The organism is Bradyrhizobium sp. SZCCHNR1093 (assembly GCF_032381175.1).
Classification (GTDB): Bacteria; Pseudomonadota; Alphaproteobacteria; order Rhizobiales; family Xanthobacteraceae; genus Bradyrhizobium.
On record NZ_JAUHJJ010000002.1, the window covers coordinates 513,736 to 531,897 of the forward strand.

Annotated in this window: 14 protein-coding genes, 2 tRNA genes and 1 pseudogene; 7 read left to right on the plus strand and 10 right to left on the minus strand. The window is 65.2% G+C overall.

The annotated features are described in order from the left end of the window. Nucleotides 1-15 precede the first annotated feature (15 nt). Nucleotides 16-1,227, plus strand: a complete 1,212-nt coding sequence (locus QX070_RS08035) for an NnrS family protein (protein WP_315736363.1) — start codon at nucleotides 16-18, stop codon at nucleotides 1,225-1,227. Here the strand turns inward: QX070_RS08035 and QX070_RS08040 are convergent. Further along, nucleotides 1,212-4,559, minus strand: a complete 3,348-nt coding sequence (locus QX070_RS08040; protein WP_315736364.1) for a PAS domain-containing sensor histidine kinase — start codon at nucleotides 4,557-4,559, stop codon at nucleotides 1,212-1,214. The two genes, QX070_RS08035 and QX070_RS08040, sit on opposite strands and share 16 nt — an antisense overlap. Before the next feature lie 224 nt (nucleotides 4,560-4,783). Here QX070_RS08040 and QX070_RS08045 point away from each other — a divergent pair. From QX070_RS08045 to QX070_RS08065, 5 genes and pseudogenes are all read left to right on the plus strand, one after another. After that, a pseudogene (locus QX070_RS08045) lies at nucleotides 4,784-5,059 on the plus strand (phasin family protein); the annotation flags it as partial. Between the two features lie 205 nt (nucleotides 5,060-5,264). After that, nucleotides 5,265-5,699: a phasin gene (locus QX070_RS08050; RefSeq protein ID WP_315736365.1), complete on the plus strand. Its 435-nt coding sequence runs from the start codon at nucleotides 5,265-5,267 to the stop codon at nucleotides 5,697-5,699. 260 nt (nucleotides 5,700-5,959) lie between these two features. Beyond that, nucleotides 5,960-6,036, plus strand: a tRNA-His gene (locus QX070_RS08055). 297 nt (nucleotides 6,037-6,333) lie between these two features. Continuing rightward, a complete protein-coding gene (locus QX070_RS08060) occupies nucleotides 6,334-6,684 on the plus strand; it encodes a hypothetical protein (protein WP_315736366.1) in 351 nt (116 codons plus the stop codon). A 274-nt stretch (nucleotides 6,685-6,958) separates the two neighbouring features. After that, nucleotides 6,959-7,636, plus strand: a complete 678-nt coding sequence (locus QX070_RS08065; protein ID WP_315736367.1) for a ParA family protein — start codon at nucleotides 6,959-6,961, stop codon at nucleotides 7,634-7,636. Nucleotides 7,637-7,747: 111 nt separating this feature from the next. Here QX070_RS08065 and QX070_RS08070 read toward each other — a convergent pair whose 3' ends face one another. The 4 genes from QX070_RS08070 to trxB all read right to left on the minus strand — a co-directional run bounded on the left by QX070_RS08070 (nucleotide 7,748) and on the right by trxB (nucleotide 11,342). Then, nucleotides 7,748-7,918: a hypothetical protein gene (locus QX070_RS08070; RefSeq protein WP_315736368.1), complete on the minus strand. Its 171-nt coding sequence runs from the start codon at nucleotides 7,916-7,918 to the stop codon at nucleotides 7,748-7,750. Nucleotides 7,919-8,077: 159 nt separating this feature from the next. Continuing rightward, complete coding sequence (locus QX070_RS08075; RefSeq protein ID WP_315736369.1) at nucleotides 8,078-9,001, minus strand: 4-hydroxy-tetrahydrodipicolinate synthase; 924 nt, start codon at nucleotides 8,999-9,001, stop codon at nucleotides 8,078-8,080. A 444-nt stretch (nucleotides 9,002-9,445) separates the two neighbouring features. Further along, nucleotides 9,446-10,369 (minus strand): LysR family transcriptional regulator, encoded by a 924-nt coding sequence (locus tag QX070_RS08080; RefSeq protein ID WP_315717522.1) that lies wholly within the window; start codon nucleotides 10,367-10,369, stop codon nucleotides 9,446-9,448. 7 nt (nucleotides 10,370-10,376) lie between these two features. Continuing rightward, nucleotides 10,377-11,342: a thioredoxin-disulfide reductase gene (gene trxB / locus QX070_RS08085; protein ID WP_315736370.1), complete on the minus strand. Its 966-nt coding sequence runs from the start codon at nucleotides 11,340-11,342 to the stop codon at nucleotides 10,377-10,379. Nucleotides 11,343-11,630: 288 nt separating this feature from the next. Here trxB and QX070_RS08090 point away from each other — a divergent pair, with 288 nt between their 5' ends. Next, nucleotides 11,631-12,110: an Lrp/AsnC family transcriptional regulator gene (locus tag QX070_RS08090; RefSeq protein WP_015664493.1), complete on the plus strand. Its 480-nt coding sequence runs from the start codon at nucleotides 11,631-11,633 to the stop codon at nucleotides 12,108-12,110. An 82-nt stretch (nucleotides 12,111-12,192) separates the two neighbouring features. Here QX070_RS08090 and QX070_RS08095 read toward each other — a convergent pair whose 3' ends face one another. From QX070_RS08095 to QX070_RS08115, 5 genes are all read right to left on the minus strand, one after another. Continuing rightward, nucleotides 12,193-12,591 carry a DoxX family protein gene (locus QX070_RS08095; protein WP_315736371.1) on the minus strand — a complete coding sequence of 133 codons (399 nt, stop codon included), beginning with the start codon at nucleotides 12,589-12,591 and terminating at the stop codon, nucleotides 12,193-12,195. 256 nt (nucleotides 12,592-12,847) lie between these two features. Then, a complete protein-coding gene (gene greA / locus QX070_RS08100) occupies nucleotides 12,848-13,324 on the minus strand; it encodes a transcription elongation factor GreA (protein WP_315736372.1) in 477 nt (158 codons plus the stop codon). 207 nt (nucleotides 13,325-13,531) lie between these two features. Beyond that, complete coding sequence (gene carB, locus QX070_RS08105; protein WP_315736373.1) at nucleotides 13,532-16,996, minus strand: carbamoyl-phosphate synthase large subunit; 3,465 nt, start codon at nucleotides 16,994-16,996, stop codon at nucleotides 13,532-13,534. Between the two features lie 235 nt (nucleotides 16,997-17,231). Next, nucleotides 17,232-17,308 (minus strand) — tRNA-OTHER (locus QX070_RS08110). 106 nt (nucleotides 17,309-17,414) lie between these two features. After that, nucleotides 17,415-18,119, minus strand: coding sequence for a class I SAM-dependent methyltransferase (locus QX070_RS08115; protein ID WP_315736374.1), 705 nt, complete (start codon nucleotides 18,117-18,119; stop codon nucleotides 17,415-17,417). Nucleotides 18,120-18,162: the final 43 nt, after the last annotated feature.

An 18,162-nucleotide genomic window follows, 5' to 3' on the forward strand; every position in this document is an offset into this window, starting at 1 on the left:
CGAGCGAGCATGCACATGGCGATTCCACGCAACTATCAGGGCTGGACCGTTCTCGCCAACGGGTTCAGGCCGTTCTTTCTGCTGGGCGCGCTCCAGGCCGCGCTGGCGATCCTGATCTGGGTCCCGGCTTTCTACGGCGAGCTGAAGCTGAGCTCCGGCTTCGCTCCCCGCGACTGGCATGTGCACGAAATGCTCTACGGCTATTTGCCGGCCGTCGTCACTGGCTTCCTGTTCACGGCGATCCCGAACTGGACCGGACGTCTGCCGATCCGGGGCCTGCCGCTGCTCACCCTCGTGATCGTGTGGATGGCCGGGCGACTGGCCGTCACGATGTCCGCGCTGGGCCCCTGGTGGGCCGCGCTGCTGATCGATGCGAGCTTCCTCACGCTTGTCGTTCTGGCCGCCGCGCGCGAGATCGTCGCCGGGCGCAATTGGCGGAATTTGCCGGTGGTCGCAATCGTCGCGGTGCTGTGCGCCGGCAACATCGCGTTCCACGTCGAGGCTCATCTGCGTGGCTCGGCCGACTACGCCATTCGCGTCGGTGTTGCCGTGATCGTGCTGCTGCTCGCACTGATCGGCGGCCGCATCACGCCGAGCTTCACCCGCAACTGGCTGGTCAAGCACAATCCCGGCCGGCTGCCGGCGCCGTTCGGCCGCTTCGACATCGCCGTCGTGCTGTTCAGTGCGCTGAGCCTGCTCGGCTGGATTCTCGTTCCTGAGAGCGCGCCGACCGCGCTTGCGCTCACGGCGGCCGGATTGTTGCATGTGGTGAGGCTCGCGCGCTGGGCCGGCGATCGCACCTTGCGCGAACGGCTGCTGGTCATCCTGCATGTCGGCTACGTGTTCGTCCCGCTCGGCTTCCTGCTCACGGCGGTCGCCAGCCTCGGATGGGTTCTGCCAAGCGCCGGGCTGCACGCCTGGATGGTCGGGGCCGCCGGCATCACGACGCTTGCAGTGATGACGCGGGCCACGCTCGGCCACACCGGCCAGGCGCTGACGGCCGCGCCCGCGACCCAGGTGATCTATCTGGCGATCATCGTCGCAGCGGTCACGCGGGTCTGCGCCGTGTTGGCGCCGGCGCATACCGAGGTGCTGCTGCACGTCGCGGCGCTTGCCTGGGTGGTCGCATTCGCCGGCTTCGTTCTGGCGTTCGGTCCGCTGCTGCTCGGTCTCAAGCGGCGTGCGCTGGCCGTACGCCGGGCAGGATCGGTTCAGCCGGTGCTCTGATTGCGCGCCATGGCGCGCGAGAACACCACCTCGATCAGCGTGCCGGATTTCGGCGCGGCCTTGATATGGAACTGCGCCCGGTTGGCTTCGACAAGCGCCTTGGTGAGCGACAGGCTGAGACCGGCGCCATCGGAGCCTTGCTCGGAAGCCGAGGGCGCACGGAACGGTTCGAGCGCCGCAGCCACCTCCTGATCGTTCAGGCCATGACCGGTGTCGCGGACGCGCAGCGCGACCTCGCCGAAATCGGTCAGCGCGGTTGAGACGATGACCTGGCCGCCGGGATTGGCCAGCGAGATCGAAGCCGAGATCACGTTCATCGCGATCTGGCGCAGCGCCCTGGCGTCGGCGATGACCGGCGGCAGCAGTTGCGACAGCGAGGTGCGGATGATGATGCGGGCGCGGTTGGCCTGCGGCTGCATCGCTGCGACGCAGCTCTCCACCAGTTCGTTGAGATTCTGGCTGGTGAAAGCGAGCTCGAGCTTGCCGGTCTCGATGCGCGACAGCTCCAGCAGATCGTCGATCAGGGAGACGACGCGCTCGCCCGAGGTGCGGATGTCCTTCATGTATTCGGCGTAGCGGGTGTTGCCGATCGTGCCGAACCGTTCGCCGATCATCACCTCGGCAAAGCCGATGATCGCGTTCAGCGGCGCGCGCACTTCGTGGCTGATCCGGGCCAGCATGTCGGCCTTGGCGTTGGCGGCCCGATCGGCCACGCGACGAGCCTGCAGCAACTCGCTTTCGCCGCGGTGGAGCTGCGACAGATCGCGGAACACGGCAAAGAAGTTCGGACCGTCGGGCCTGGTCCGGCCAATTGCCATCGACAACGGAATGAGGCCGCCCTGAGCGATCTTCCCGAGCACCTCGCGGCCCTGATCGAACCCGCTCGACGCGCCGGCCTGCTGCACACTGTCGAGGTAATCGAGCACGAGGCGGGCGCTTTCCGGCGCGAACAGCTCGATCAGGTTACGGCGCACCAGCGCCGCGCCGTCGTGACCGAACAGCGCCTCGGCGCTGCGGTTGCAGGCGTGGATGTTGCCGCCGGCGTCGAACATCAGGATGCCCTCGGCTGTGACGTCGAGGATCGCCGCAAGATCTTCGGCTTCGGCGTGGCCGGCGGCCGGAGGCGGGGCCACGACCAGGGGGGCTGGTGCAGCCGAGGCCGGCACTGGCATCGGCGCAGCGTCGGTCGCCGTCGGAACCGCGGCCGCGGTTCCGGGCACCGGAGCGAAGATCAGGGCATGGGCGGTATCGCCGTCCCAGGTGATCGTGAACAGGCGGGCTTCCGCCTTCACCTCCTCGCTGGAGGAGCCGTCGGCTGCCGAGATCGTGACGGGGGTGCCGGCCTCGGATTTGTTCGACGCTGACGACACGCCCGGCTCGACATAGAGCGCATCGAGCCCACCCGCCTGCTCCAGGGCCGCAAGGTCGGCGTAGCCCATCTGCCTGAAGAAGGCCGGATTGCCATAGAGCAGGCGATCGAGCCGGTAGATCAGCATGCCCGTTGGCAGCAGGTCGAGCAGGATGCGGTCGCGCTGGCTGTCGCCCTGGGCCGGCGGGTCCTCGGGGATGAGCCATTCGGTCTGCAGCCCCGCGCCATGATCGGTCGCCGTCTCCGTCGCCGACGGGGTCTGCTGCTGCGGCGAGACCAACGGATCGCTCACGCGCGATCCCGGCTCGAACGCCGTACTCGCGACGTCCGCGGCTGAGTTGCGGATCTCGCCTTCGAGCCGGGCCGACAGCTGACGAGCGAGTTCATGAAACGCACTGTTCTCCACCGGCGTGAGCACCGGATGCTTGGACTCGCCCGGAGCGCGGAACGGGACCACGTTCCCGGTCGTTTCGAGCCCGATGCCGTCGATGTGGTGTACGTCCGCCGCAATGGAAGCCTCACGAGATGACGTCGTGACGTTGTCCTGCTGCGGCGGCACATCTGCGGCCTGCACATGGTCGGATTGGGCAGGATCGGTTTCGTCGGCGTCCGGAGCATCGGCCGCGTCTGCATCGGCCAATGCGGGACGACGCAGTGCGGCCAGCCGGTCCAGAGCGTCGAGGTCGCGACAGACGCCGAAGCCGCGATAGCCGGCATCGGTCCTGTCCTCCGTCAGGACAGGCAGTCCCGACAATTCGACCGCAAGCCGCTCGCCGTCCGCGGGCCAACTGACGACGAGCCCGCTCCAGGTCTCTTTCGTTTCGATCGCCGCACTGACCCGCCCGTCTGGATCGAGGCCTAGCGATGCAGTGAGCTCATGCCAGGGACGGCCGAGCTTGGCGGCGCTGTGCCGCCCGATCAGGCGGGTGAATTCGTCGGAGCCGATCGAGAATCGTCCCTCGGCATCCATCTGCCAGGAAAATCGGAGTGGGTGGCGGCGGCCAACTGAAGGGTCCGCCGCGCCGGACTCGGCAGGATGCGTCTCATCCGTCGTTTGCGGCACCGGCACCGGCGCCTCGAACAGGTCGGCCTTGGCCTGATCGTCGATCAGCAGGAACTCGGCCGGCGCTTCGTTCGACAGCGCGGGGGATTCGTAATCGGTTCGGCGTTCAGTCATTGCATCCACCGGAAGAGGAGGCGAAATCACGACCACGGGCCCAGCGGCAACGTGCACGGGGGCTGGTGATGCGGGGGCGGCATCTGCGGTTGGCTCTGATGTCTGCGCCGAGCCTGGCGCCTCCATCCCGTCGGCTAGGGCCGGCATCGGGACGGCCACCAGCCCGACCTGGTTGCCGCTGCCGATGCGGTAGAGCGCTGCGCGCTCGGTGCCGAACGTCACCTCGGCCATGCCGTCGATAAGCGCCGCTCTGCGGATCTCGGCGAAATCCGGCTCGCTCAGGTCGCGCGTGCCAAACAGGCGCCGTCCGGCTGCACTGATGCCGGCGAACTGGCCATCCTGGGTGAATGCGATCAGCGCATGTCCGCTGGCTTCCACGAGCCGCTTCAGGCGTTCCGCCAGCGGGACGCTGCGTCCGCCCCCGTCGGTGCTGGTGATCAGCACCGCGCGCGTGCCATCCGGCAGATCGATCCTGGTGCAGCCGCAGGTCGCGAGCGTGCCGAGCGGCGCGCCGAAGCCACGGAGGCGTTCGAGTCGCAAGGCGCCGGTCTCGGGCAGACGCCGTCCCAATTGAGCGACCTGGCGGCGATGCGCGTCGGCGGGGCCGAGCGCCTTCGCGATCAGCGCCGTTGCGCTCGCCGCGCCGAGGGCGCGTGCACCGGCCGCATTGGCCCACAACACACGGCTGCCATCGGCCGACCATAGCCAGGCCGGCAGACTGCCGGCGGCGTGGACAGCCAGCCGGGGGTCGCTGAGGGCCTGCAATTCGAGATCGGCGTAGGTCATGGGCGACGACGGCGAACGGCTCTTGTGATGTTGATCGGCGGCCGGAACTGGTGGCGTTAAGAATTCGTTACTATCGCGCGTTTTGAGGGCCAAGGTCCACGGCGGGGCCGTACCCCTGTCCTGCTAAAGCTTGGATAACCTTAATGTGTTCCTCGTGAGCGCAGCGCACGGAATTGCGGCGAACCCGGGCATGGCCCGTTGCAATCCCCCCGTTGGGGACCACGGCGGAGGCGACGGCCGGTTCGCTCGAACAGCGCAGCGCGACGGTGCGGGCCGGGACCAAGGACATCGGCGCCAAGGTCTTGTCCTATGCCGAAAAGAACTTCCAATCATCGCTCGACTACGCCCAATCGCTGGTGCACGCCAAGGACCTGCCCGAGGTGCTGCGGCTTCACAGCGAATTTGTTCAGGGCCAGATGCGGTCGCTCGCCGAACAGGCAAGCGAAATGGGCCAAGCCATCGGCAAGGCTGCGATCGACACTACCAAGCCCAAGGCCTGAGGGGACGTTCTCCGCTCCCGTAAATTCTGGAGGCGGGCGCGACAAAGAGTTCCTGATAATGGAATTTCCATTGCGTTGCACAAAAACGACACGATATAGCTCTACGCGAGGTTGTTACCTCCCAGGGGCGGTTCCTCTGCGTGATCCGAAGTGACTTCCCGATTGCCGGGACGGTCCAGTCTCAATGTTTCGAAGGATACATGCCATGACCAATGCCACCGATCCGTTCTCCGCGTCCATCATCCCGTTTGAGGTTCCCGAGCAGGTGCGCGCGCTCGCCGAAAAAGGCGTGTCGCAGGCCCGTGAGAACTACGCCAAGTTCAAGGACGCTGCGGAAACGCACAATTCGGCCATCGAGGCCTTCTTCGCCAACGCCAGCAAGGGCGCCGGCGTCTACTCGTCCAAGGTCATGGAATTTACGAAGGCCAATACGACGGCTTCGCTCGACTTCGCCCAGGAGCTGTTCGGCGTGAAGTCGCCGTCGGAGGCGATGGAGCTGTGGACCGGTTTCGCGCGCAAGCAGTTCGAGACCTTCACGTCCCAGGCCAAGGAGCTCGGCGAGCTCGGCCAGAAGGTTGCGGCCGAGACGGTCGAGCCGATCAAGGAAAGCGCCAGCAAGCTGTTCAAGACGGCGGCCTGAGGCCGGCCTGATTCGAGCCAGGTGCGCGGTACGGCCGTGCGCCGGTGAGGCCAGCGGAAGATCCAGGACCCGGACGCGTTGCGACCGGGTTCGATGCTTTCTGGGCTCCCGCTTGAACGGGGGCTCACTCGGGCCGAAACAGCGTCAAAAAACGCCGGCATGGCCGGGGACTTTATCCGTTCTCGGCCTTGCCAAATTGGCCCGTTGCACCTAGTTTCCGGCCCGTTCGGACGCCCCCTCGCGGGCAGTCCATGGCGGATGCAGTTGTAGCTCAGTTGGTTAGAGCGCCTGTCTGTGGAACAGGAGGTCGGTGGTTCGAGCCCACCCAACTGTACCATGGCCAGGACCATCGCTGTGCCGTTCGCTAGCTCACCTCTATCCGTGCTCCGCGCCCCATTGATCGTGCGCCGTGACTTGTAGCCCTGTCGCGACCTCTCGCGTACGGCTGTAGACTGGGCGTGTGCGCAGAGCTGTGCGGAAGCCTGAGCCCGGTCTCCGTATTTCGACGGATATATCGCCGGGGCGTGCCCTCGCTTGCGGTTTGCTGCGCCGGATCAGAAGCACGGCGTGGCGCTGTTGCTTGCGAATCCTGTCTCCTTCAATCACACTTTGCGGCAACGAGGGGGAGGGGACGATGAGAGGGATTGATCTCGATCCATGCATCTCTGCCGTACTGATCGTAGTAGCCGCGCTGTTAGTCCCCGTAACCGCACGGGCCTATACCCCCGAGCAGGAGCAGGCGTGCACGGGCGATGCGTTCCGGCTTTGTAGTTCCGACATTCCCGACGTCGATCGTGTCACCGCCTGCATGGTCCGCCGCAAGGCCGAGCTGTCGCCGCCATGCCGCGCCCAATTCGGGCCACCGCAGCGCCAGGCAGCGTCATCTGGCCGCGCGGAACGGCCGATGAGCATTCGTCCTGTCACCAAGCCGGTCACTGCGCGCGCCGGCAAAGCGAAGAAGTGGACGCGACCGGACGCGACTTGAGCGATGCCGATGGCCGCATTTGGCGGCACTCGGAATGACCGAGGTCCTTGGATGCGCACCTCGGTGCGCAGCCTCAACATGCAAATGCGATGGGGCATGACCGGATGTTGTCGAACATCGCGGCCGGATCTGCTGTTTTGCCTGCTTTGGTGTGACTCAAAAACCAATCCGTTTCGGCAATCAGGAGTTACGTCTTATTAATCGCTAAATTTTTCTTCCGCGAATCAGTCCGCTGATTCATTTTCGCTGCCGGGGTCAATCTGGAGGCCAAGGTATGAACGTCATTGTTTTCGCATCGCGTAAGGGCGGCTCAGGCAAGAGCACCCTGGCCGCCCATCTCGCTGCGCAGATCAAGTCGAGCAAGTCTAGTCTGCTCATCGATGCGGACCCTCAGGGGTCGCTGACGCTTTGGCACAAGCTGCGCGGCACCAACGAGCCGCCGATCAAGACGGCTGTGAACTCGGTGAGCGCGATCGTGTCCGCCGCCCGCCGTGACGGCGTCGAGTGGGTGCTGATCGATACGCCGCCGACCATCTCGGCCGTCGTCGAGGATGCGATCAAGAACGCGACCATGGTGATCATCCCGGCCCGCCCCGGAGTGTTCGACGTCAACGCGGTGCAGGAGACGATCCAGACCTGCCGCGCCGCGCGCAAGCCCTACGCGGTCGTTCTCAATGGCGCGCCGGCGCGCCGTGACGATGCCGAAAGCCCGATCGTGACCATCGCCCGGGAGGCGCTGGCGAAGTTCAAGGCGCCGGTGTGGGGCGGCCAGATCACCAACCGCGCCGATCTGCTGATGGCGCTGGGCCAGGGCGAAGGCGTGCGTGAATATTATGCGGAGGGGCGTGCCGCAGCCGAGATCGCGCGCCTCTGGGCTGCGATCGAGCGCTCGGTGCGGGCGATTCGCGGGACCGTGTCGGCCAACGGCGCCATGCACAAGCAGGCGGCCTGATCGCGGCATCAGATGAGGCATCGACGCGCGGTCTTCCGCGCGTTTTTTGCGTCGGGTCACACGATCTCGCGTGAGTGCCGATTTCGCGCCGCGCGAGAGGGCGCGGCGAGGTCAGGCGACCATCAGGAAATAGAAGGCGATAGCCGGCGTCAGGGTCAGGATCACGGACCAGATCCCGACCGCCCAGAGAATGTCTTCGACGCTGAATCCCTGATGCTCAGGGTATGGATGATCCTGCAAAGCCACGACGTCCCCGCGCTCTTTGACGTTTTCAACATCCATAGCGGAACATCTTTAAACACGAGGTTGCGGACTGCGCCGCTTTTGATCGCGTTTGTTAGCTCGGATTAACCACGGAGGTGTCGGCCTCCGCGGTCTCCGATGTGGCCCGCGGCCGCGCTGCAGCTTCGTCTCTCGGTCCGACGATTGTTTCGGGAGCGTTCAGGCGACGCAGCTCTGCGTCCTTGTCGCCGTGCGGCGCTCGATCTCCTGGTCGAGGCGTACGGCAAGGCCGGCGCCGATCTCCACCATCGGTAGTCGCACGTCGGGGCTCGCGATGATTCCGGTTCGCGCCAGCCAGTACTTGGCCGGGGCCGGGCTCGGCTCGGTGAACAGCAGCCGCGTGAGATCCTCGACCTGCGCCCAGCACGCTGCTGCCGCGTCGTGACGGCCGGCCTTTACGTGCTGCAGGATTGCGGCAAACGTCTCGGTCTCCAGATGCGCCGAGAGCAGGATGGCGCCGTCGGCACCGGCCTGCAGCGCATCGAAGCTCTGGGCGTCCTCGCCGGTGAGGATGCGAAATCCGGGCGGTCGGCGTGCGATCAAGTCGCGCGTCTGCATGCGATTGGCGCAGCAATCCTTGAGGCCTGCGACAGCCGGATGTTGCGCGAGCCGCAGCAGCGTCTCGTTGTCGAGGCCGACCGCCGAGCGATAGGGAATGTTGTAGAGCACGATCGGATGGGTGGTGCGGTCAGCCAATGCGGTGAAATGCGCCAGCAGGCCGCGCTGCGACGGGCGCACGTAAGGCGGACTCGAGATCAGATAGAAGTCGATCGGCCATTCCGCGGTTCGGTCGAGCGATTCGCTCACCTCGGCCGTCGCCACGCCGCCGACACCGAGACAGATCGGCAGCGACCGGCCGGTGGCGTCGAGCTCGTCCCGGACCACGCTGATCAGGCGGGCGCGCTCGTCCCAAGACAGCGCCAGTCCTTCGCCTGACGTGGCACCGAGCACCAGTCCATCGATCGGCTCGGCGGCGTAGTGCCGAACCAGATTGCGTAACGATGGCTCGTCGAGCGCGCCATCGCGGAACGGCGTGATCAGGGGTAGCCAGAGGCCCTGCAGTCGGGTCGTAATGTTGGTCATGGTCCATCTCCTTGGGTGGCAGGAGCCGGAGACGGGACACGCAAAAAAGCCCCGTCCTCGCGGCGGGGCTGGTGATGCGGCGGTGAATTCGAGAGATTCTAGCGCGCGCGTCCACATGTCCCCGGGAGGGGAGCTTTTTTCGACGACAGCTTGGCGTGCGAAGACGTGGACATGCGATCTAGATGCGCGGTGCAGGCGATGCTGTCAACGCCGCATCGGGCACGACACGGAAACATTCGGCAAAAAAAATAGCCGGGCCCAAATGAGCCCGGCTGGAGGTACTGGCCAACGAGGCCGACACAATCACCTTCCAAGAGGGATTTCTGAACGCTCGCGCCACTGGAGGAGGGGGACAATGCGCAACGCCAACGCTCAGCACAACTTCACTATGGGCTCAATGGCGTCGCAGCAACCATGCAAGCCGCATGTCAGACATGCACAATCTCACGCCGGCCAGCGCTGCGCTTTGCTCACGACGAAGTCACGGAACACTTGAACGCGTGCGACCGTTTTCAATTCCTCGGGATAGACGAAGTAGGTGTCGAGCTGGATCGAATCCGACTCTCCGAACAATTGCACGAGACGGCTGTTTTCCTCGACGAGGTAGTCCGGCAGCGCGGCGATGCCGAGGCCTTGCTGGCAGGCGCGGACCAGGCCGAGGATGTTGTTGACCCTGAAATAGGCCTCGCGCGGACCGGACCCGTTGCGGCCGGCATCGACCAGCCAGCTGCGGTTCTGGAGATGCGGGGCGACTTGGCCGTCGGCCAGCATGATGATGCGATGATCATCGAGCTCGTCGAGGGTGCGCGGCGTGCCGAAGCGCTTGACATATTCCGGCGAGCAATAGGCGTGGAAGCTGATCGCGAATAGCTTGCGCTGGATCAGGTCCGGCTGTGTCGGCTTGCGGGTGCGGATCGCCACGTCGGCCTCGCGCATCGACAGATCGAGCTCCTCGTCGGTGACGATCAGCGAGATCCGGATCTCCGGATAGAGCGCGGTGAATTCGCCGAGTCGCGGGATCAGCCAGTTGATGCCGACGCCCGGCGTGGTCGTGATCTTCAGGTCGCCGCTCGGGCGCTCGCGGCTGTCGGTCAGCTTGGCGCGCGCCGCCTGCAGCTGCATGAAGACGTCATGCGCGGTTCGGAACAGGAGGTCGCCTTGCTCCGTCAGGATCAGTCCGCGGGCGTGCCGGTGGAACAGCGAGACTGCGAGCTCCTGCTCGAGCGCGCTGACCTGGCGCGACACCGCCGATTGCGACAGCCCGAGCTGCTCCCCGGCATGCGTGAAGCTGCCTGCTTCCGCCGCTGCGTGAAACACCTTCAGCTTGTCCCAATCCATATCCGTAAATCCATCCCGTGATCGTGGCATCGTCAGTTCATTCCGCCGCGGCGCGTTCGCTCGCGGCGTGGGCGAGGAAGCGTTCGGCCTCCAGGGCGGCCATGCAGCCCATGCCGGCTGCGGTGATCGCCTGCCGATAGGTTTCATCGGCAACGTCGCCGGCTGCAAACACGCCGGGAACGGAGGTCGCGGTCGAGCCCGGCATCACCTCGACATAACCGGACGGTTTCAGTTTCAGTTGCCCCGCGACCAGCTCGGTTGCTGGCGCGTGGCCGATCGCGACGAAGACGCCGTCGGCGGGCAGCTCGGTGAGCGCGCCGGTCTTGACGTTCTTGAGTCGGACATGCGTGACCTTGGATGGCGAGCTGGCGCCGCAGATCTCATCGAGGGCGCTGTCCCACACGACCTTGATCTTGGGATGCTTGAACAGCCGCTCCTGCAGGATGCGCTCGGCGCGGAAATGGTCGCGCCGGTGCACGACGGTGACGGTCGAGGCGAAATTGGTCAGGAACAGCGCTTCCTCGACCGCGGTGTTGCCGCCGCCGACGACGATGACTTCCTTGCCGCGATAGAAGAAGCCGTCACAGGTCGCGCAGGCCGAGACACCGAAGCCCTTGAACGTCTCCTCCGACGGCAGCCCGAGCCAGCGCGCCTGGGCGCCGGTCGCCAGGATGACGGTCTCGGCGAGGTAGACGTCACCGGAGTCGCAGGTCAGGCGGAACGGACGCTGCCCCAGCTCCAGCTTGGTCACGAGGTCCGTCTTGATCTGGGCCCCGACATGCGTCGCCTGCTTCTCCATCTGCTCCATCAGCCAGGGACCCTGGATGACGTCGGCAAATCCCGGATAGTTTTCCACGTCGGTGGTGATGGTGAGCTGGCCGCCGGGCTGGATGCCCTGGATCAGCACCGGCTCCAGCATAGCTCGTGCCGCGTAGATCGCCGCCGTATAGCCGGCAGGGCCGGAACCGATGATGACGACTTTGGCATGGATCGGAGCTTGCATGTGGCCGAAGACTCGCTGGAAAAGGGAGGATTAACGACGCAGCGAGCGGAATGCGCGGAAGAAACGCTCCGAAGCCCCATCGAAAATGTCAAATCCAAGTCTAAGCCATCTGGCAAGCTATGCAAGAATTGCAACGCATCTCGGCGAATTTTCCCTTCACGACCCGGTCAACAGGGGAAATCTAAAGTAATAAAATTGCGCGAATTGACCGGCTTGCGCTAAGAGAGTTGCCCATCGTCTCCCGGCGCCCCTGCGCCTCCTCCTGTTCCGCCAGAGCCCACAATCCCCGTGTCCAAGAATCTTGATGAGATCGATCTCAAAATCCTGAGTGAAATTCAGGCCGACGGCAGGATCACCAATGTCGAGCTCGCCAAGCGGGTCGGCATCTCGCCGCCGCCTTGCTTGCGCCGGGTGCGGACCCTGGAGGAGGAAGGCTACATCACCGGCTACCGGGGCCTGCTCGACCCGCGCAAGCTCGGCTTCGACGTGACCGTGTTCGCCTCGGTCCACCTGTCGAGCCAGGCGGACGCCGACCTGAAGGCGTTCGAAGAGTTCGTGCGGTCCGAGCCGCTGGTGCGGGAATGCTGGATGCTGTCCGGCGAGGTGGACTTCATCCTGAAATGCGTCGCACCGGACATGGCGACGTTTCAGGAGTTCGTCACGCACCTCACGGCGGCGCCCCACGTCCGCAACGTGCGGACGTCCCTGGTGCTGCACAACTCGAAATACGAGGCGGCGGTGCCGCTCGAGGTCAAGGGGCGCAGCTAGGCCCGGCTGTCCTTCCGGGCCAGCCTCGCGAAGGCTGAACCCGGAAGCTCGAGGTCGCGAAGCGAACAGGACGCGAGAGAGTTCAGTTCTTTTTGCGCAGCAGCGCGTCCAGACTGATCGAACCCCCGCCTGAGGTCGTCAGATAGAGGCAGGCAAAGCAGAGGGCGATCGCCAGCGAGCCGTTGTTGACGACCGGGAAGAAACCTCTCGGGAAGTGGCCAATGAAATAGGCGAAGGCCATCTCGCCGGACAGGATAAAGGCGACCGGGCGCGTGAACAGCCCAAGGATCAGCAATCCGCCGAGCACCAGTTCGAGCGAGCCGGCCGCACCGTACAGCGACAGCAGCTCAACTTTGGCAAACATGTCCACGGCCGGAAACTTGAAGATCTTCGCCACGCCGTATTGAAACAACAACAGGCCCGTGACGACGCGAAACAGGCTGAGCACAGCCGGTTGCCATTTCGAGAACATCTGCTCCATGTCGATCATCCCCCAATCAAAGCCATCATGATGCGACGGACCGGACCCATCCTCCCGGCACGGCTCGTCGGTTCTGCACTAGCTCATTCCCGAAAGCCCGTCACCGGCGTGTGGCCTGCAGTCCGATGAATTGACCGTGTGCTGCCGAACGCCATTGTGCCGCAGTGCGGCCGGCCAAACGACGAAGGGCCGCGCCTTCGCGCAGCCCTTGGTTTCGTCCGAACGGTCACAGGCACCGCTCCGATGCCTCGGGTCCTCAGCGCCACTCGACCTTGGCGATCTCGTAGGACTTGGCGCCGCCGGGCGCCATGACCTCGACGGTGGTGCCCATCTTCTTGCCGATCAGCGCGCGCGCCAGCGGCGAGGTGATCGAGATCTTGCCCTTCTTGGCGTCCGCCTCGACCTCGCCGACGATCTGCCAGACCGCCTTCTTCTCGGTGTCCTCGTCGATCAGGGTCACCGTCGCGCCGAACTTGATCGTGTCGCCGGAGAGCTTGGTCACATCGATGATGTCGGCGCGCGCGAGCTTGTCCTCGAGCTCGGCGATGCGGCCCTCGTTGTGAGACTGCTCTTCCTTGGCGGCGTGATATTCCGCGTTCTCGGACAGGTCGCCATGCGAACGCGCTTCCGCGATATGTTCGATGATGCGCGGACGGTCCACCGATTGGCGCTGCTTGAGCTCGTTCTCCAACGCGGCGTAGCCCATCGAAGTCATGGGAACCTTTTCCACCATCTCTTCTCGTCCTTCAGTCGTGCGGGCGGGGGCGCGCACGATCAGCAGCTTCAGAATAGGCCTTTGCGGCTCAAAGCAAAGCCTGAAGGCCCGGCAAGACCGTCCCGTCAAAGGCCGGTACAACATCGAACGGGGCGGCGGGTTCCTGAAAGCTTCTATTGCCGATTGTTGCCAACCGCTTAGCGGGCGTTCGCCCGCGCGCTGCGATTAGTTTTCGGAAAAGTAACTCTGCAGGGTGCGGACCTCAAGGTCTCCCCCGAGATAGGCACGGATGCCTTGCGCGGCCGCCACGGCACCCGAAAGAGTGGTGTAATACGGCACTTTATGCAAGAGGGCAGCGCGCCGCAGCGAACGGCTGTCGGCCAGCGCCTGCGGGCCTTCGGTGGTGTTGAAGACCAGCTGGATGTCGCCGTTGGTGATGGCGTCCACGATGTGCGGCCGTCCCTCCAGCACCTTGTTGATCTTCTCGGTCGGCACGCCCTGGTCGGTCAGGAAGCGCTGGGTCCCGGATGTCGCCACCACCTTGAAGCCGAGCTCGTGCAGCATCCGCACCACCTCGGTGATGCGCGCCTTGTCGCTTTCACGTACTGACACGAACACCGTGCCTTTGCGCGGCACGCGTGTGCCGCCGCCGAGCTGGCTCTTGGCGAACGCCACGGCGAACGAGCGGTCGATGCCCATCACCTCGCCGGTCGAGCGCATCTCCGGGCCGAGCACGGTGTCGACGCCCGGGAAACGGGCGAACGGGAAGACCGATTCCTTGACGCCGACATGCCTGAGCGCGCGCTTCTTCAGGCCGAAATCGGCGAGCTTCTCGCCGGCCATGATTCGGGCGGCGATCTTGGCGACTGGCGTGCCGACCACCTTGGCGACGAAGGGCACCGTGCGCGAGGCACGCGGATTGACCTCGAGCACGTAGATCGTGCCGTCCTTGATCGCATATTGCACGTTCATCAGGCCGACGACGTCGAGCCCGAGCGCCAGCTCGCGGGTCTGCCGCTCCAGCTCGGCGATGGTCGCCTCGTCGAGCGAATGCGGCGGCAGCGAGCAGGCCGAATCGCCGGAGTGGATGCCGGCCTCCTCGATGTGCTCCATGATGCCGACGATGAAGGTGTCCTTGCCGTCGGAAAGGCAGTCCACGTCGATCTCGGTCGCGTCCGACAGATAGCGATCGAACAGCAGCGGGTTCTTGCCCAGCACCGTGTTGATCTGGCCGGTCTTGTCGTTCGGGTAGCGCGCCTTGACGTCGGCCGGCACCAGCTCGGGCAGGGTGCCGAGCAGGTAGTCGCTGAGCTGGTTGTCCTCGCGGATGATCTGCATCGCGCGGCCGCCGAGCACGTAGGAGGGGCGCACCACCAGCGGCAGCCCGAGATCGGCAGCCACCAGGCGGGCCTGCTCGACCGAATAGGCGATGCCGTTCTTCGGCTGCTTCAGATGCAGCTTGTCGAGGACGCGCTTGAAGCGGTCGCGGTCCTCGGCGAGGTCGATGGCCTCCGGCGAGGTGCCGAGGATCGGCACGTCGGCCGCCTCCAGCGCACGCGCCAGCTTCAGCGGCGTCTGGCCGCCGAACTGCACGATGACGCCATGCACGGTGCCGTTCTTGCGCTCGGTCGCGATGATCTCCAGCACGTCCTCGGAGGTCAGCGGCTCGAAATAGAGCCTGTCGGCGGTGTCGTAGTCGGTCGAGACCGTCTCCGGATTGCAGTTGACCATGATGGTCTCAAAGCCGGCGTCGGACAGCGCGAAACAGGCGTGGCAGCAGCAATAGTCGAACTCGATGCCCTGGCCGATCCGGTTCGGACCGCCGCCGAGAATGATCACCTTCTTCTTGTCGGACGGCGCGCTCTCGTCGGCGAGTTGGCCTGCGAACAGCGTTTCGTAGCTCGAATACATGTAGGCGGTGGGCGAAGCGAACTCCGCCGCGCAGGTATCGATGCGCTTGAACGCCGGACGGACGCCCAGCGCCTGCCGCTTGGCCGCGACGTCGGCTTCGGTGGTGTTGGTCAGCACCGCGAGCCGTGCATCCGAGAAGCCCATCGCCTTCAGCGTGCGCATGCCGCTCGCGTTCGGCGGCAGGCCGTGCCGGCGGACCTTGTCCTCCATCTCGACGATGCCGCGCATCTGCGCCAGGAACCACGGGTCGATCTTGCAGGAGTTGAAGATGTCCTCGTTCGACCAGCCCAGCCGCATCGCCTGCGCGACCTGCAGGAGACGGTTCGGCGTGGGCGTGCCGAGCGCAGCCCGGATCGCGTTCTTGTCGTCGCCGCGCCCGAGACCTTCGATCTCGATCTCGTCGAGGCCGGTGAGACCGGTCTCCAGCCCGCGCAGCGCCTTCTGCAGGCTTTCCTGGAAGGTGCGGCCGATCGCCATGACCTCGCCGACGGACTTCATCGAGGTCGTCAGCGTGGTCGAAGCCCCCGGGAATTTCTCGAATGCGAAGCGCGGGATCTTGGTGACGACGTAGTCGATGGTTGGCTCGAACGAGGCCGGGGTCGCGCCGCCGGTGATGTCGTTGGCGATCTCGTCCAGCGTGTAGCCGACCGCGAGCTTGGCCGCGACCTTGGCGATCGGGAAGCCGGTCGCCTTGGAGGCCAGCGCCGAGGAGCGCGACACACGCGGATTCATCTCGATCACGACCATGCGGCCGTCGGCCGGGTTGACGCCGAACTGCACGTTGGAGCCGCCGGTCTCGACGCCGATCTCGCGCAGCACCGCCAGCGAGGCGTCGCGCATGATCTGGTATTCCTTGTCGGTCAGCGTCAGCGCCGGCGCGACGGTGATCGAGTCGCCGGTGTGCACGCCCATCGGATCGAGGTTCTCGATCGAGCAGACAATGATGCAGTTGTCCTTCTTGTCGCGGACCACCTCCATCTCGTACTCCTTCCACCCGAGCACCGATTCCTCGATCAGCACTTCGTTGGTGGGGGAGGCGTCGAGACCGCGCTCGATGATGTCGAGATATTCTTCCTTGTTGTAGGCGATGCCGCCACCGGTGCCGCCCATCGTGAAGGAGGGACGGATGATCGCGGGCAGGCCGATCTCGGACAGCGCCATCAGCGCCTGGCCGAGCGCATGCTCCTGGTAGCGCTTGCGGCGCTCGTTCTCGCCGAGCGTCCATTGCCGGTCGAGCTCGTCGCGCGCGGCGCCCGACAGCGTCTCGCGCTCGGCCAAGTATTTGTCGCGATACTGCTTCTTCAGCGCCGACGCATTGGCGAGCCGCGACTTCGGCGTCTGCAGCCCGATCTTCTCCATCGCGTTGCGGAATAGCTGGCGGTCCTCGGCCTTGTCGATCGCGTCAGCCGTGGCGCCGATCATCTCGACGTCGAACTTCTCCAGTGTCCCCTGCCGGCGCAACGACAGCGCGCAGTTCAGCGCGGTCTGCCCGCCCATGGTCGGCAGCAGTGCGAAGCCGCCGGGGATGACGTGGCGTTCCTTCTCGATGATCTTGGCGACGATCTCGGGCGTGATCGGCTCGATATAGGTCGCATCGGCCAGCTCCGGATCGGTCATGATCGTGGCCGGATTGGAGTTGACGAGGACGACGCGATAGCCCTCCTCCTTCAGCGCCTTCACCGCCTGCGTACCGGAATAGTCGAATTCGCAGGCCTGGCCGATCACGATCGGACCGGCGCCAATGATCAGGATGGTCGAGATGTCGGTTCGTTTCGGCATTCAAGCTCACGGGCAAGGAACGGGCAGGAATTGGGCACAAAAAAAGGGCGCGCGTATCGCGCGTCCCCGTAAGGCCCAGGCGCGACCAGTGCTCGCGCGCGAGCGGTCTTTAGACCAGTTTCCTCTGAGCGAAAAGGGTTTTGGGCCGAAATCAACGGCCAATTTGGCGGAGAGGGGCGGAGGGGCGCCCTGCCGTCGCTGGCTCGCCGAGCCGAAGCTGCGCAGCAGCGAAGGCTGGAGGCCCGGCCTGGACTTGAACCAGGTTCAAGAGCGTTGCACCGCTCTTCGCGTCGTAGCTTCCGCCACCGGGCCGAGGGTGATCTTACCTCTCACGGCCGCGTGAGCCAGCCCGTGTTTCAGTTAACCCTAATCCAGTTGCTTGATGTGGCCGTTGCGGCGGGCTGGTCGGCCCACGCGGTCACCCGGTTCCCGTCATCGGCCGAGCCACGAAGGTCATCCGCCAGGGATTGTGGCCGATATTCTTGGGCGCCCGGACGGCGCTGAGGTCGGCCTTCTTCAGTCTCGCCAGGATCTCGGCCTCGCTGTAGTGCTGCAGGCCGACCTTGGTGCGCAGTTGCCGGTAATCCGACAGCGCCGTGGCGACCAGCCCGACCAGGGCATCCTTGAGGAAGCCGTCCCGTGCGGCGAACATCAGCAGCGCGAGCACGTCACGGCCCATGCCAACGTCCGGACGCAGGACGTCGCCGAGAATGAACTTTCCCGACGGCTTCAGCAGCCGCCGGATCACGGCAAGGGCCGCGTCGAATTCCGCCTCGCTCATGTACTGCGCCACGGAGTTCATGACGACGAGGTCGATCGAGCCTTCCTGCATGTTGCGCAGCTCGTCCAGCGACCGCACGCGGATCTTGGTGTTGGGCGCGAAACGCGCGATCAACCGGCCGCGCACGCCCGGCGCCGGCTCGGCCAGGATCAGCGTCATGCATGCGTCGGCGACCTTGGCGGCTGATAAGGCCTCTCCGCAGGAATAGTCGAGAACGACCGCGTCGGGCGAGGGAATATACCCGACGATGTCACGCGCAATCCCCTGGAAGTGCAGGTCGCGATGCAGCTTGCTCGCATAGATCGTGTGCGTGGAATCGTAATAGTCGATCCAGTCGTCCATGGCGTGTTCCGGCAAACACAGTTCCTTGATCGGAACTGGAGGG